The sequence below is a fragment of the Methanobacterium bryantii genome (assembly GCF_002287175.1).
In the GTDB taxonomy this organism is placed as follows: Archaea; Methanobacteriota; Methanobacteria; order Methanobacteriales; family Methanobacteriaceae; genus Methanobacterium_D; species Methanobacterium_D bryantii.
Genome location: NZ_LMVM01000001.1, coordinates 530,633 through 543,966, shown reverse-complemented (window position 1 = coordinate 543,966; position 13,334 = coordinate 530,633). Strand labels below are relative to the sequence as shown.

At 33.0% G+C, this 13,334-nt stretch carries 13 protein-coding genes; 10 read left to right on the top strand and 3 right to left on the bottom strand.

Features of this window, described 5'->3' with window-relative positions:
- Nucleotides 1-502 precede the first annotated feature (502 nt).
- Entirely contained in the window at nt 503-1,570 is a 1,068-nt protein-coding gene (locus ASJ80_RS02610) for a CapA family protein (RefSeq protein ID WP_069582685.1), read from the top strand.
- Nucleotides 1,571-1,679: 109 nt separating this feature from the next.
- Here the strand turns inward: ASJ80_RS02610 and ASJ80_RS02605 are convergent, their stop codons facing one another.
- On the bottom strand, nt 1,680-1,898 hold the full coding sequence (locus tag ASJ80_RS02605) for a PRC-barrel domain-containing protein (RefSeq protein ID WP_069582686.1): 219 nt from the start codon (nt 1,896-1,898) through the stop codon (nt 1,680-1,682).
- A gap of 233 nt (nt 1,899-2,131) precedes the next feature.
- On the bottom strand, nt 2,132-2,515 hold the full coding sequence (locus ASJ80_RS02600; RefSeq protein WP_069582687.1) for a carboxymuconolactone decarboxylase family protein: 384 nt from the start codon (nt 2,513-2,515) through the stop codon (nt 2,132-2,134).
- Nucleotides 2,516-2,856: 341 nt separating this feature from the next.
- Here ASJ80_RS02600 and ASJ80_RS02595 point away from each other — a divergent pair, with 341 nt between their 5' ends.
- The 3 genes from ASJ80_RS02595 to ASJ80_RS02585 all read left to right on the top strand — a co-directional run bounded on the left by ASJ80_RS02595 (nt 2,857) and on the right by ASJ80_RS02585 (nt 4,370).
- Nucleotides 2,857-3,150 (top strand): hypothetical protein, encoded by a 294-nt coding sequence (locus tag ASJ80_RS02595; protein WP_069582688.1) that lies wholly within the window; start codon nt 2,857-2,859, stop codon nt 3,148-3,150.
- 217 nt (nt 3,151-3,367) lie between these two features.
- On the top strand, nt 3,368-3,640 hold the full coding sequence (locus ASJ80_RS02590; RefSeq protein ID WP_069582689.1) for a hypothetical protein: 273 nt from the start codon (nt 3,368-3,370) through the stop codon (nt 3,638-3,640).
- Between the two features lie 79 nt (nt 3,641-3,719).
- Nucleotides 3,720-4,370: a 2,5-diamino-6-(ribosylamino)-4(3H)-pyrimidinone 5'-phosphate reductase gene (locus ASJ80_RS02585; protein WP_069582690.1), complete on the top strand. Its 651-nt coding sequence runs from the start codon at nt 3,720-3,722 to the stop codon at nt 4,368-4,370.
- A 226-nt stretch (nt 4,371-4,596) separates the two neighbouring features.
- Here ASJ80_RS02585 and ASJ80_RS02580 read toward each other — a convergent pair whose 3' ends face one another.
- Complete coding sequence (locus ASJ80_RS02580; RefSeq protein ID WP_069582691.1) at nt 4,597-4,776, bottom strand: hypothetical protein; 180 nt, start codon at nt 4,774-4,776, stop codon at nt 4,597-4,599.
- A gap of 407 nt (nt 4,777-5,183) precedes the next feature.
- Here ASJ80_RS02580 and ASJ80_RS02575 point away from each other — a divergent pair, with 407 nt between their 5' ends.
- The 6 genes from ASJ80_RS02575 to ASJ80_RS02550 all read left to right on the top strand — a co-directional run bounded on the left by ASJ80_RS02575 (nt 5,184) and on the right by ASJ80_RS02550 (nt 13,274).
- A complete protein-coding gene (locus ASJ80_RS02575) occupies nt 5,184-5,471 on the top strand; it encodes a hypothetical protein (protein WP_069582692.1) in 288 nt (95 codons plus the stop codon).
- Nucleotides 5,472-5,523: 52 nt separating this feature from the next.
- Nucleotides 5,524-6,189, top strand: a complete 666-nt coding sequence (locus ASJ80_RS02570) for a glycerophosphodiester phosphodiesterase (protein WP_069582693.1) — start codon at nt 5,524-5,526, stop codon at nt 6,187-6,189.
- Between the two features lie 360 nt (nt 6,190-6,549).
- A complete protein-coding gene (locus ASJ80_RS02565) occupies nt 6,550-6,945 on the top strand; it encodes a HEAT repeat domain-containing protein (protein WP_069582694.1) in 396 nt (131 codons plus the stop codon).
- Between the two features lie 337 nt (nt 6,946-7,282).
- On the top strand, nt 7,283-7,708 hold the full coding sequence (locus ASJ80_RS02560; RefSeq protein WP_069582695.1) for a hypothetical protein: 426 nt from the start codon (nt 7,283-7,285) through the stop codon (nt 7,706-7,708).
- A gap of 356 nt (nt 7,709-8,064) precedes the next feature.
- Complete coding sequence (locus ASJ80_RS02555; RefSeq protein ID WP_069582696.1) at nt 8,065-8,508, top strand: universal stress protein; 444 nt, start codon at nt 8,065-8,067, stop codon at nt 8,506-8,508.
- 791 nt (nt 8,509-9,299) lie between these two features.
- Entirely contained in the window at nt 9,300-13,274 is a 3,975-nt protein-coding gene (locus ASJ80_RS02550; protein WP_179288725.1) for a beta strand repeat-containing protein, read from the top strand.
- Nucleotides 13,275-13,334 lie beyond the last annotated feature (60 nt).

Here is a 13,334-nt window from a genome sequence, read left to right as displayed (position 1 = left end):
TATTTACTGCAATAGCGATGTTTATGTTAGACACCATATCAAACTGGTGGAGTTCTGCAGCAGGCCCAACTGAAAAAGATATTTATGGCAATATAAAATACACTCCTGATTAAAAAAACCCATTTAAATAATTCTACAAAACGAATGGTTTTATTTTTTTATTCTATTTTTTGAAAAAATTAAGATTAAATCATTTATCTATCCTACTTTAGATAATTTCACCGTATTTACTTAATGGCAATTTGAAATAGTCTTAAAATATAATCTCTGTATAAATCATCATATGTTTATGAAATATTCTTAAATTTCATATAATTATATCTAAATATCATACTTGAACCCGAATATCTAATTTTTTAAAGTTTTTTTCAACTTAAAATATAAATATTAATATGAAAAATTCCTATGTATTAAAACTGTATTTAATTGTTAATTTTATATACTACTTTAACATAATCAAAATTGGATACCTTTTACAAACAGAGACTTGCAGGCATTTAAAATGAAAAAAATCTACTTAGGAATAATTTTAATAATTTTAATATCGCTGACAGCCATATTTCTTCTATTTTCGCCAGATCCATCAACAGAAAAAACACTCCAGTATAATTCGCCCCAATCGCCTGTTAACATTGTTGTTACTGGAGATGTGATGCTTGGAAGGGGTGTGGGATCAGTCATCAAAAGCAATTCCAACATATTTGGAGACTTAAAACCAATTTTTAAGCAATCTGACTTAGTTGTTGTGAATTTAGAATCACCATTTACATATTCAAGCAAAAATTTCAAAAAGACAGTCCCATTAAAGGCAAATCCTACCTACGCACACATTTTAAAAGCTAATAACGTAAATGCTGTTGCTCTGGCTAATAACCACATCATGGATTACGGCCCACAGGGATTAACTGACACGCTCAAAACGCTTGATAAATATAATATTACTCATATAGGGGCTGGAGAAAATCTCCAAGATGCACTTCAACCAGCATATTTCACTATAAATGGGAAAACTGTAGCGATAATAAATTTTATGGATTTAACTACTTTTCAGGAATTTAGTAAATCAGAATTACCTCCAGCCACAGATAATTCTCCAGGATTTGCTCCTGCAGATTGGAAACTTGTTAAAAACAGTATAAATACGGCCAAAAACCATGCAGATATTGTAATAGTGTTTTTTCATTATGGAAATGAGTATTCATTTACTCCTACCAAATATCAAACTGAATTATCCAGAGAATGTATAGATGAAGGCGCTGACATAGTTGTTGGGAGCCATCCCCACGTTCCTCAGAGTATAGAATATTATAAAGGAAAACTAATATTTTACAGCCTTGGAAATTGCGTTTTTGATCAAAAAAATCCAATTACAAAGGACTCCATGGTTGTACAGATGCAGATCGTAAATGGAAATACAGATGTGACAGTTATTCCTATCCATATTTCAAACAGCAGCCCTAAAATTATGAGTAATCCACATGCAACTAAGTTTTTAAATAGAATAAACTCAGAATCTAATGTTAAAATGAATATATTAAATGGAAAAGGCAAATTGAGTATAAATATTTGAATTTAATGTTATTTGGCAAGTTTAAGATTTAAATTAGAGGTTAATTTTAAAAGAAATGATAAAAAATCATTTATAATCTCATATAAATGATTTTTGGAGTTCAACACATTTATTTAAGCATTACCTTTTCTCCGATAGCATCAACCTGGTTGCATGGTATAACCTTCTTTTCACCCATGCCTATTTTTGTAGCGGCTCCTCCTTCTTTAATTATCAATGATTTAACCTGTTGTTTTCCTTTGACTATTTCTACGTCTTTAACTTCTCCAACTCTATCTCCAGAACTATCAACAACTTCTTTTCCAACTAAATCGCCTACAACATGCATACTATCACCCTTCTTTTATTCATAATTATATTATATATATTATTACTATTAAAAATGATATTTATACATTTCATCCAGGCTAAAATTTCAAATCATCCATTAAAATAGGAGGATAAAAAAAACCTTATTTCACAATATAATCCCAATAAGCATCAAAATTCAATTTTAACAAATTCGTATGATTAATAAATTTTTTAATTATGGCCAAAATTTAAAAAGAAAAATAATTATAATTATTCTCCATTATCCAGCTCTTCAAACACTTCTTTAGCTGTATATACTGCGTTTAAAGCTGTTGGGAAGCCCGCATAGACAGCCATCTGGATCAATACTTCCACGATCTCTTCACGGGTACAGCCCACATTTAAGGCGCCTAAGATATGGCTCTTAAGTTCTGTTTGGGCATGTCCTAAAGTTGTAAGACTTGCAATTGTTACAAGTTCCCTTGTTTTTAGATCCAAGCCTGGACGGGTATAAACATCCGCATAAGGAAATTCAGCAACAAAACGCGCCAGATCAGGAGCAATATCCTTTAAATTATCTGCTAATTCTCCATAAGACTTGGGATGCATCATTTTAAGCATTTCTAACCCTTTTTTATATCTATCTTCACTCATTTTTCGTCTCCATTCAATTAGTCAAAATCCACGTATTTAGTTTTGATTCAGGTTATTTTAAACTTTTTTATTAATTTATTGCTATCTCCATCTTATTTGAAGCAAAAATGACTACCAAATCTCATCCATATCTATATACACTTAAAAAGCATATCATAACAGGAATAGATGCCTAATAATATGAAATTTGGAAATTGATTTTCTCATGTTACCTTTTAGAAAGTATAATTTTGCAAATACAAAAATAGACAGAAAAAAATTTATATTACCGACAAGCATATACACACTAATTTCCAATACATAACATCAGTTCAAATAACCAATTGTTTAAGTGATGATTCATGTTAAAACAGGTAGGAATTACAGGACATAATATATTCACATTCCTGGATGATGGGTGGCTGTTCGACCACATAGACGAAATTAACATGAAATTAAAAGCATATAAAGAAGAAGCATTTATAGATGAACTTTTCAGCAATCCTAAAGAGATTATTGTACTGCTAAAACTGGACTATTTTCACGAACTAACTCCAGAATATGTTGAATCTGTTATCTGTGACTTTAAAGAGTATTATGAATGTGTAGTGGACAAAATCAGGGATGGCAATTTCTTAAACGACCAGAAAAGGTAATTTAAGGAATAATAGGTGTAATCTAAAAGACATAACTGTTTTTAACTTATTTTATAGACTGAAAGTTCTAAATTCTAAAAGTAAAATGTTGTACCCTATTTTCTCTAAATCATCTGCAGGTGTGATTTTAAGTCAATGAGGTTAATATGTTAAATAGGATGATGTTTAAAATACTCTTAAATTTCCATAAATAAAAAATAGATATGAGGGAATGAATATGAAAACCGTTAGTATACTGGCAGTAATCATTATAATAATAGGATTTGGACTCCAATCTGCAAGTGCAGCATCATCCATACCTTCAGTGGACAATATTACCAACACAACACAAGAAGCAATCAACAACGCTTCCGACACAGTTAACCAGACAGCCCAAGATGTCCAGAACACACTGGATCCGATCCAGGACATTCTAAACAGCATAAATTCTGTTTTAAATACTGTAAGTTCCATAGTACAGAACATTCAACAGATATTCGGCGGCTACTAACCGTCTACATCCCATTATTTTTTTTAATTTTACATTCCAAAAAGAATTTAAAGCTTAACTGATTCGCAAACGTGATAAAATGAAACCTCATGTAATATTAAACGCTGCAATGACTTTAGACGGTAAAATTGCAACCAGAACTGGAAGTTCTGAAATTTCAGGTAAAGAAGATCTAATAAGAGTCCATAAACTAAGGAAAGAGATGGATGCAATAATGGTTGGAATAAACACGCTTCTTGCAGATGATCCCAGACTTACCGTGCACAAAATTAAAGCTGATCCTGAAGATAACCCTGTAAGAATAGTTGTTGACAGCAAAGCCCGCACTCCCCTGAACTTTCGTATTTTAAATAATGATGCACCAGCTATAATTGCAGTAACAGAAAATGCAGACCCTGAAAAGATCGAAGCTCTAGAAAAAAAAGCAACTGTTTTAAAATGCGGTAAAGATAGGGTTGATCTTAAATCTTTAATGGATAAACTTTCAAAAACAGGGATAAAGAGACTGATGCTTGAAGGGGGATCAACGCTGAACTATTCAATGCTTGAAAATGGACTTGTTGATGAAGTCAGGGTATGTGTAGCTCCAATGATTGCAGGAGGTTCCAATGCCAAAACTCTTGTCGATGGAGAAGGCATCGATAAAATGAAAGATGCAGTTAAATTAAAACTTAAAAAAAGTTATGGTTTAGGTGAAGACCTGATACTGGAATACGATGTAATTAAATGATAATGCTAAATAAACATTTTCAATATTTAATTTAACACCCCATATGTTAAATGAAGATCTGATACATAAATACAATGTAATTTTGGATAAATACCAAACATGCTACTGTTTAATCTAACATTATAACCTAAATACAATGTAATTTCGGATAAATACCAAACATGCTAATGTTTTAACATTATAACATAAATACAATGTAATTAAAGGATAATAATACCATATCTAATTAACGGCGTTTAAATAAGAGCAAGTAGATTCCCAGTACAAGTAATATGGCCGCTATTATCATTACCAGATAATCAAAGAAATTTGGAACTGCAATCCTTACCACTACTATTAAAACAGCAACTATAATATATATGATACCTGTAAGCCTGTCGTCTATAATTACACCCCCTTTTTCCATTTATAGTTATTATTAACTACATAATTATTATATTTTTGTAAATGTTATGCAGTGCATGATTAAAGAGATGAAAAATGATTTATTATATCAATTAAACCATAAATCTCAAAAGCTCCCAGTGCTTGACTGCGAAGATAAAGTCATTGGCATTATAAAAAGATTTAACTAAAAATCTGCTGAAAATGATTATTGCAAAATAAAAGGTTCTATTAACATATATAAAAAATAAAGTTAAGCCATATATTTTTTGAGTAATTTTAACTTGATTTTAACCGGGGATTTAAATACCTTTAAATCTGGTAGAATATCCAATTTAAAGTTAAAAAATAAAATTTAGAAAAATATATAACCTCAAAAACTGATATTATCATGCGATAAAACATTTTAAGAAATAGGAGACGATTTTAATGGAAGTTGAAAATGTATTTACTATAACCAGTTTAGATCAATTAGTGGTATTAGAAATAAATGAACGAGTACACGACATTTTATATAAAGCAAGTAACGACATTGAAATTACAGAAATAGATATTGAAACTTTAAAAATAGACAGTTTAACTTTAGGGTTAATTGAAGACAACGGCCCATTTAGAGTAATAGCTTCTAATCTTATAGCTAAAATTAACTATATATTAGACAACATTGAAATGGAAGAAGACGACATTTGCGGGTGCGGCTGCGAAGAAGAATATTAATTCTTTCTTTTTTTTCTGATTTAAGTTAATTTTAATGCGGGTGTGTTAAATAATGCTAGTTGTAGCCCACAGAGGTGCATCCTTCTTTGAACCAGAAAATACTATAAGGGCTATTGAAAAGGCTATAATAATGGGTGCAGATTTTGTTGAAGTTGATGTGCGAAAGAGCAAGGACAACATGCTTGTTGTAATGCACGATGCAGATATCAACCGTACGACAGATGGAAAAGGGCTTGTAAATGATTATACGGTTTCAGAACTTAAAAAATTTGATGCTGGAGATAAAGAAACAATTCCAACCTTGGATGAAGTAATAACATGCGTAAAAGATAGAGTAGGACTTTTAATTGAGATTAAAGAGCCTGGGACCGAAGGTAAAGTCCTTGAAAAAATAGATGAAAATGAATTAGAAAATGTAATATTGACCTCTTTTTACCATAAAAGCATTAAAAATGCAAGAAAAATGAACCTTTCTGTAGATGCAGGGATTATCTTTACCGGTCAGCCGGTAGATGTGAGCCAGATGGCGTCAAGTGCCGGTGCTAACGTTATTTTTCCAGGTTATAAATATTTAGATGAAGACCTGATAAAACAGGCTCATAGAAAGGGGATATCAGTTTATCCGTGGACAGTTGATGATGAGGGGATGTTTGAGAAACTGGTTGAAATGGGTGTGGACGGCATTGTGACCAATAAATTGATAGAAAAAAGTAAATGAAGAAATTCAGGTTTTTTATAGTTAAATGTACTTTAGAAAAAGAATTAATAAAATTCTTTTCTTCTTTTATTTTTGATTTGAGCGTTATATGAGATTTTAATTATTTATTATTATGATTATACATATAAAACTGTTTTTTATTTAAGCCTTAAAATAGCACTAATTCTACAGGGAAAAAGAAAGTTCTGGTTCATCTTGAAAAAAGATGAAGTAGCTCATCTTGGGGGAAAATATTCCTGTTGATATGCATGAATCAATCATAAGTGGTCACTCAAAGAAGTTAAGAATGATAAAAAAGAATGAAAAATGAATAAGTTATTTAAATTTTGGAAAACAAAATATAACTGGAGGAGAAATTACATGGTTGAATCAGAAAGAAGAGATTTAGATTATTTGGTAAAAGAACTAGAAAATGGAAATGGAAGTAGAAAAGAAGATGCTGCTGAACTTCTTGCAGAATTAGCAGATCCTAGAGCAGTAGATCCCCTAATTAAAGCATTAAAAGATGCAGATTCCCATGTTAGAGAAGCTGCAGCTCTTTCATTAGCTGTTTATGAAGATACTAAAACTATTGAACCATTAATTGAATTACTGAAAGATAAAAAGGCGAGCGTTAGATATGCTGCAGCAATAGGTCTTTCAGGAGTAGGAGATAATCGAGCAATAGAACCACTTGAGAAAGCATTAAAAGACGAAAGTCAGGTTGTAAGAAAAGTTGCTCAACTGGCTTTAAATTCAGTAAAAGAACGACAATAATCTGTTATATATAATATAGCAACAAAATAAAAGGCTTTAATAATGAACACCACTATCTAATTATTATAGGATAAATAAAGTTCAATTTAAAAATTTAATTGGAAGTGCAGGAATTGGGAAAAACTAAATTTTTTTTATCTTTTAACTATTAAATATAAAAAAAATAATTAAAAATCGGGATAATATCGTTAGAACGAGAACTTTGGATGATTCTTAATTTCATTTAAATTATTTTAATTAATCTTGAAACAGTTCACTTTTAGATATTTACCTTAAATAAGATAATGCAATTATCATGTTCAACTTCCATAATATTTTAATTTGAGGAGAGTTAGAAATGATTGACAAAAAAGAACTTGTAGATATGATAGAAAAAGTAAAATTGGAGCGGATGCAAACAAATAAAGATGTTTGGGAGAAACATATCTATTTAGATAATAATAAAGTACTGATAATTGGTTATGAAGAAGAAGAGGTAACTGATAAGCAAGATCCTGAAGAAGAAACTGTTAAAAACTATTATTGGTTTTGGGAGCTTAGAGATTCACAGACATGGGATGTTCTATTTGAAAATCATGACAAAAGTTTTAGTTTTTGTGAATCTGAAATAGGAACCTACAGTGATCAAGAACGTGTAGAAGACATAGTTGGCGATATTGATGAAGCAGAAGTATGTGGTTGGAGTGAAAAAGACTTGATTAAAGATATTTCTGAAGATATCGCAGATAAAGTAATTGAATGGTTAACACCTATCAAAAGATAAGTAAAATAAAAATAATCAGAATTTCATGGATTTCGATTAATATGGGCTTTTTTTTGTAAGTTCAACTAATTTCAATGAAGAATTTTATAATTGGAATAGTAAAAATTAGCATTGTTTTAATTACATAACTTCATACTGTTTTTAATTCAGTATATGTAAAAATAGGGTTAATTATGTCATGATTTCTGGAGTTTTGAAAAATGGCGGTAAGTAGATATTATTGCAACTGCTCCTTAGTCCATTTCTTATTAAATTAAGAATTGAAATGAATGTTGCCACAATACTGATAGTATTATGTTCATAAATATTAATATAAACTAAAAATAAATAATAAATAAAGATTAAAGGTGAACTGAATGTATAAAAAAATATTATTGCCAACAGATGGTTCGCAACCCGCTCATAAAGCTGCAGAACAGGCTATATGGATTGCAATTATGAGCAATGCAGAACTTATAGTATTACATGTAATTGATACATCTATATTTACTGGATTACCATCAAAAGAATCCATATCAAAAGTTAAAGAACTGTTAAAAAATGAGGAAAAGAACTACTTTAACGCAGTTCAGGATATTTTATTAAAATACAAAGAAAAACATAACATTGAAATAAAATTAGTTTTCATGAGCAAAGAAGGCCATCCTGCCCATACAATTCGTAAAATTGTTGATAAAGAAAATATAGATCTAGTTGTTATGGGCACTTCAGGAAAACATGGAATGGACAGATTTTTACTTGGAAGCGTAGCAGAAAGAGTAGTAAGAACCGCATCCTGCCCCGTACTAGTAGTACGCTAAAATTCCAATTAAAAAAGTATTTTAAAATTATTACTAATTTTTATAGTTTTAAACTTTTGATTTTAAAGCCATAAATTTATATGAATATATACCGTTTAAAAGGTACTATACAAAAGAATAAGGTTTATTAATACCTTTACGTTTCATTTTCCAAAAATAGAATAAAATAAAACAATTTAATCATAAAATAAACTTTTCTTTTGGATTAGAGATAAATGATAGTGATAATTTTTTGGATATTTCAAAAAATGTTGTCTATTTTGTCAAGGAATACTAAGTAGTTATAAAAATTGTTATATGCAACAATGTATGGTTATTATTACTATAAATAAGATTTACATACTTTAAAACTGTTTAATTTCTATCAAAATGTTTAATTTTAATTTATTTTTTACAGTATTTAATAATTATTTTATAAGTTACATTAAAACTATTAGTATATCCGTTTTGAATAAAATAATCAAAAATTTTATTAATTAAAAAGTTATTAATATAATACTAGATATGAAATATGTTATTACGTAATATTTTGCTGTAAACAGCATAAAAATAACTAATAGGCTATATTTTCATGAATAATTTTTTAATTATTTATTTATTATAAATATTTTTGAAATTATAGCTATTTGACGCGATTTAACGATTATTTCGAATTTATAACATATTAAATATCTTAAAAAAACATAACGGAGGTGAAAAAGATTAGAAAACAAATGATTACAAAGAAAGACAATTTTAAACATATTAATGAATATAATAAAGCTAAAATGAGTATAAAGGAGGTGAAAAAGATGAAAAAACAAACAATTACAAAAAAAAACAATTTTAAATCCATTACTGGGCACAATAAAGCTAAGGTCATGGTTCCATTACTGCTTTTAAGCCTGGTTTTAGTATTTTCGTTCGCTGTCAGTGATGTTGCAGCTGCTCAGGGAACATCTAATAACACAGCAGTTACCTCAAACAATTTAACAGGGGTTAATGGAAGTTTAGAGGATTCAAATACGGCAGTTCAATCCACGTCGGATATTAATACCTCAAATTCTAATAAATCATCTAATTCTTCAAATTCTAATAACTTATCTAATTCTTCAAATTCTAAAATTAATCAAACTTCAAAAGATCCACAGATCTATAATGGAGGAGTGCCTGTTGCTCGTGGAGGAAATCCTGCAGGATATGTTTATCCCACAATCGCAGAAGCTATTACTGATGCTCAAAGCGGTGACACCATAATGCTTGAGGACGGTGCAACCTTTCAGGAACATGGTCTTGTTGTTAACAAAAATTTGAATTTTGACGTATTTAACAACGGCCATGCCACTATAGATGGTCAAAATTTAGGAACGGTATTTATAATCGGCAACGGCACGACAGTCAACATGCAAAATCTAATCATCATCAACGGGAACGGAACTAATGGTGGAGCTATCTACAATAATGGAACTTTAACCGTAAACAACAGTACATTTGCTAACAACACCGCAACACAAAATGGTGGGGCCATCTATAATGACGGAACATTAAATTATGTCTCAACCACACATACAAGTGAAACCGTAACAAATAATGGTGGAAATTTAACCGTAAACAACAGCACATTCACAAACAACAGTGCACAAAATGGTGGGGCCATCTACAACGCTGGAACCATAAACATAGCCACCAGTACCACACTTACTGATTACACCATAACCCAAAATGGCGGAGTATTAAACGTAAACAACAGTACATTCCTAAACAATACCGCAACACAGAACGGTGGAGCTATCGCAAACGATGCAACATTTAACGTCGTAGGTTTTAGCACACTCACACGTACTGTCGTAACACAGAATGGTGGAACAGCGACAATATCTGGCAGCACATTTATAGGTAACAGGGCAAATAATGGTGGAGCCATTAGCAACCTCGCAACCTTAAATACAGCTCAAAGCACACTTACTGGAACCGCCACAACAGGTACAACAGCACTTAATAGCGGAACAGTAACAGTAACCAACAGCGTCATAATAGGCAACACTGCAACACAGAACGGTGGAGCTATCTACAACGGCGCAAGAACATCTGTAAGTGCCAGTACATTCACAGACTACACCATAAATAATGATGCAACAATAACAGCAAGGTTCAATACTATGGCAGGTAACTCTGCATTGGCTGGTGGAGCTGTCTACAATGATGCAACATCAACTGTAACCACCAGTACACTTACACGTACAACCTTAAATAATGATGCTACAGCAACAACAACTGACAATGCACTTGTGGGCAACAACGCAACAACAGGTAGAGATATCGTCAATAATGTAGTAACAACCCAAAATGGCAATGTAATAACCGTAAGTTTCATAAATAATACTGGAACAGTAGATGCCATGCGTAATTGGTGGGGAGTTGGTACTGGACCATCACCTGGAGATGTAGTTGGAACAGTGGATACATCAAACTTTTTGAATTATACTATGGGTATAACCATTACAGCCAGTAACAGTGCACCTAATGTAGGACAGCCGTTCACATATACTATAACCGTAACTAACAACGGTCCTGATACCGCTACAGATGTTCAGGTAGCTGATGGTATACCTGCTGGTTTAACCTTTAATGGTTACACAGCAACTCAGGGTACTTACAACAGCGGTACTGAAATATGGAATGTTGGAACACTCGCTAGTGGTGCTAGTGCGGTTTTACAGCTGTCTGTTACTCCTACAGCTTCTTTAGCCGGTATGAACGTGACTAAAAATGTAACGTTAATAAACACAAACCAAACTACTAATGTAACCGTATCTGTACCTGCAGCTGTATCTAATGTGACAATAACAAAAACAGCAAGTAACAGTTCACCTAATGTAGGTCAACCGTTCAGTTATACTATAACTGTGAATAATAGTGGTGCAGCAAGCGCTCCTGGTGTCCAAGTAACTGATGTAATACCTGCTGGTCTAACCTTTAACAGTTACACCGCAAGCCAAGGTACTTACAACAGCGCCACAGGAATATGGACTGTCGGAACACTCGCCAGCGGCGCTAGCGCAGTACTACAACTGTTTGTCACACCTACAGCAAGTGCAAGCGGAACAACCATAATTAACAGTGCAACTATACCTGGTCAGATAGCTAGTGCTACTGTAGTTGTACCTACAACTCCTGTGTCTAATGTGACTATAACCAAGACTGCAAGTAATCTTGCACCTAATGTGGGTCAGCAGTTCAGTTACACCATAACTGCAACCAACAACGGTGCAGCCAGTGCTACTGGTGTTCAAGTAACTGATGTAATACCTGCCGGTTTAACCTTTAACAGTTACACCGCAAGCCAAGGTACTTACAACAGCGCCACAGGAATATGGACTGTCGGAACACTCGCCAGCGGTGCTAGTGCAGTTTTACAGCTGTTTGTAACTCCTACAGCTTCTGTAGCTGGAACAACTGTAAATAATGCAGCTACAATACCTGGTCAGATAGTCAACGCACCTGTAGTTGTACCTGTAACTCCTGTGTCTAATGTGACTATAACCAAAACCGCAAGTAACCTTACACCTAATGTAGGTCAGCAGTTCAGCTATACTATAACTGTGAATAATAGTGGTGCAGCCAGCGCTTCTGGTGTTCAGGTGACTGATGTAATACCTGCCGGTTTAACCTTTAACAGTTATACTGCAAGTCAGGGTACTTACAACAGCGCTACTGGAATATGGACTGTCGGAACACTCGCCAGCGGCGCTAGCGCAGTACTACAACTGTTTGTCACACCTACAGCAGCTGCAAGCGGAACAACCATAATTAACAGTGCAACTATACCTGGTCAGATAGTCAACGCACCTGTAGTTGTACCTACAACTCCAGTATCTAATGTGACTATAACCAAAACCGCAAGTAACCTTACACCTAATGTAGGTCAGCAGTTCAGCTATACTATAACTGTGAATAATAGTGGTGCAGCCAGCGCTTCTGGTGTTCAGGTGACTGATGTAATACCTGCCGGTCTAACTTTTAACAGTTATACTGCAAGTCAGGGTACTTACAACAGCGCTACTGGAATATGGACTGTCGGAACACTCGCCAGCGGCGCTAGCGCAGTACTACAACTGTTTGTCACACCTACAGCAGCTGCAGCCGGAACAACCATAGTCAACACAGCAACATCACCAGGACAAATAGTCAACGCACCTGTAGTTGTATCCACAACTCCAGTATCTAATGTGACAATAACAAAAACAGCCAGTAACAGTTCACCTAACGTGGGTCAGCAGTTCAATTATACCATAACTGTAAAGAATAATGGTTCAGGTACTGCTAACAATGTTCAGGTGACTGATGTAATACCTGCCGGTCTAACTTTTAACAGTTATACTGCAAGTCAGGGTACTTACAACAGCGCTACTGGAATATGGACTGTCGGAACACTTGCTAGTGGTGCTAGTGCGACATTACAACTGTTTGTTACTCCTACAGCTTCTGTAGCTGGTAAAAACATAGTTAACACTGCAACAATACCTGGTCAAAATGCTAGTGTAACTGTACATGTACGTCCAAATAAGGTGGTGGTAATCCACATAACTAAGGTGATAATATCAAAAGTAGTAAACGTTCACGCAGCATCAATATACAATCAAAATCATGGAATATCATCAAATTCAATTAATAACAACCAAAAACTTCCAATGCAGCCTACTGGCGTTCCTATAATGCCGTTACTGTTAAGTGTGCTGCTAGTGATAACCGGCTTTGCAAATAATACAAGGAAAAAACTAAAATAGGAAATAGGAAAAACGTGAAAAAATCTATTTCCATCCTTTTTTTATCTTTTTTATTTAGTG

Coding starts and splice junctions, on each gene's coding strand:
- ASJ80_RS02575 (WP_069582692.1), top strand. CDS start 5,184: ATGGAAGTTGAAAATGTATTTACTATAACCAGTTTAGATCAATTAGTG.
- ASJ80_RS02600 (WP_069582687.1), bottom strand. CDS start 2,515: ATGAGTGAAGATAGATATAAAAAAGGGTTAGAAATGCTTAAAATGATG.
- ASJ80_RS02585 (WP_069582690.1), top strand. CDS start 3,720: ATGAAACCTCATGTAATATTAAACGCTGCAATGACTTTAGACGGTAAA.
- ASJ80_RS02570 (WP_069582693.1), top strand. CDS start 5,524: ATGCTAGTTGTAGCCCACAGAGGTGCATCCTTCTTTGAACCAGAAAAT.
- ASJ80_RS02565 (WP_069582694.1), top strand. CDS start 6,550: ATGGTTGAATCAGAAAGAAGAGATTTAGATTATTTGGTAAAAGAACTA.
- ASJ80_RS02555 (WP_069582696.1), top strand. CDS start 8,065: ATGTATAAAAAAATATTATTGCCAACAGATGGTTCGCAACCCGCTCAT.
- ASJ80_RS02595 (WP_069582688.1), top strand. CDS start 2,857: ATGTTAAAACAGGTAGGAATTACAGGACATAATATATTCACATTCCTG.
- ASJ80_RS02580 (WP_069582691.1), bottom strand. CDS start 4,776: ATGGAAAAAGGGGGTGTAATTATAGACGACAGGCTTACAGGTATCATA.
- ASJ80_RS02610 (WP_069582685.1), top strand. CDS start 503: ATGAAAAAAATCTACTTAGGAATAATTTTAATAATTTTAATATCGCTG.
- ASJ80_RS02550 (WP_179288725.1), top strand. CDS start 9,300: ATGAAAAAACAAACAATTACAAAAAAAAACAATTTTAAATCCATTACT.
- ASJ80_RS02560 (WP_069582695.1), top strand. CDS start 7,283: ATGATTGACAAAAAAGAACTTGTAGATATGATAGAAAAAGTAAAATTG.
- ASJ80_RS02605 (WP_069582686.1), bottom strand. CDS start 1,898: ATGCATGTTGTAGGCGATTTAGTTGGAAAAGAAGTTGTTGATAGTTCT.
- ASJ80_RS02590 (WP_069582689.1), top strand. CDS start 3,368: ATGAAAACCGTTAGTATACTGGCAGTAATCATTATAATAATAGGATTT.